Consider the following 261-nt stretch of genomic DNA (forward strand, 5'->3'; position numbering starts at 1 on the left):
GAGGGGCAGGCCGCTCAATGGGTTGTTGCTGGATATGTTTGTGGGTTGCCACCGGGCTATTGGCCTTTGTGCTGGCGATAGCGGTGAGATGGGTGGCCGTGTCGCGGTTGATTATCGCTTGCTGGGGCTCGGTATTGACGGGGGTGACGTTTTTGCTTTTTTCAAACTGACGTACCCCCTCTCGCATGATCGCCATCTGCTTGGAGTCTATTTCCCGCTGGCGTTCGTAGGTGATTGAGCCCGAGTCAGTGAGTATTGTTT

General features: G+C 55.2%; 1 protein-coding gene. It reads right to left on the bottom strand.

Translation table 11 applies throughout. The annotated features are described in order from the left end of the window. The coding region (locus B4920_RS29660; protein ID WP_161493396.1) for a hypothetical protein at window positions 1–261 on the bottom strand (261 nt) is incomplete at both ends.

This window comes from Zoogloea sp. LCSB751 (assembly GCF_002028455.1).
In the GTDB taxonomy this organism is placed as follows: domain Bacteria; phylum Pseudomonadota; class Gammaproteobacteria; order Burkholderiales; family Rhodocyclaceae; genus Zoogloea.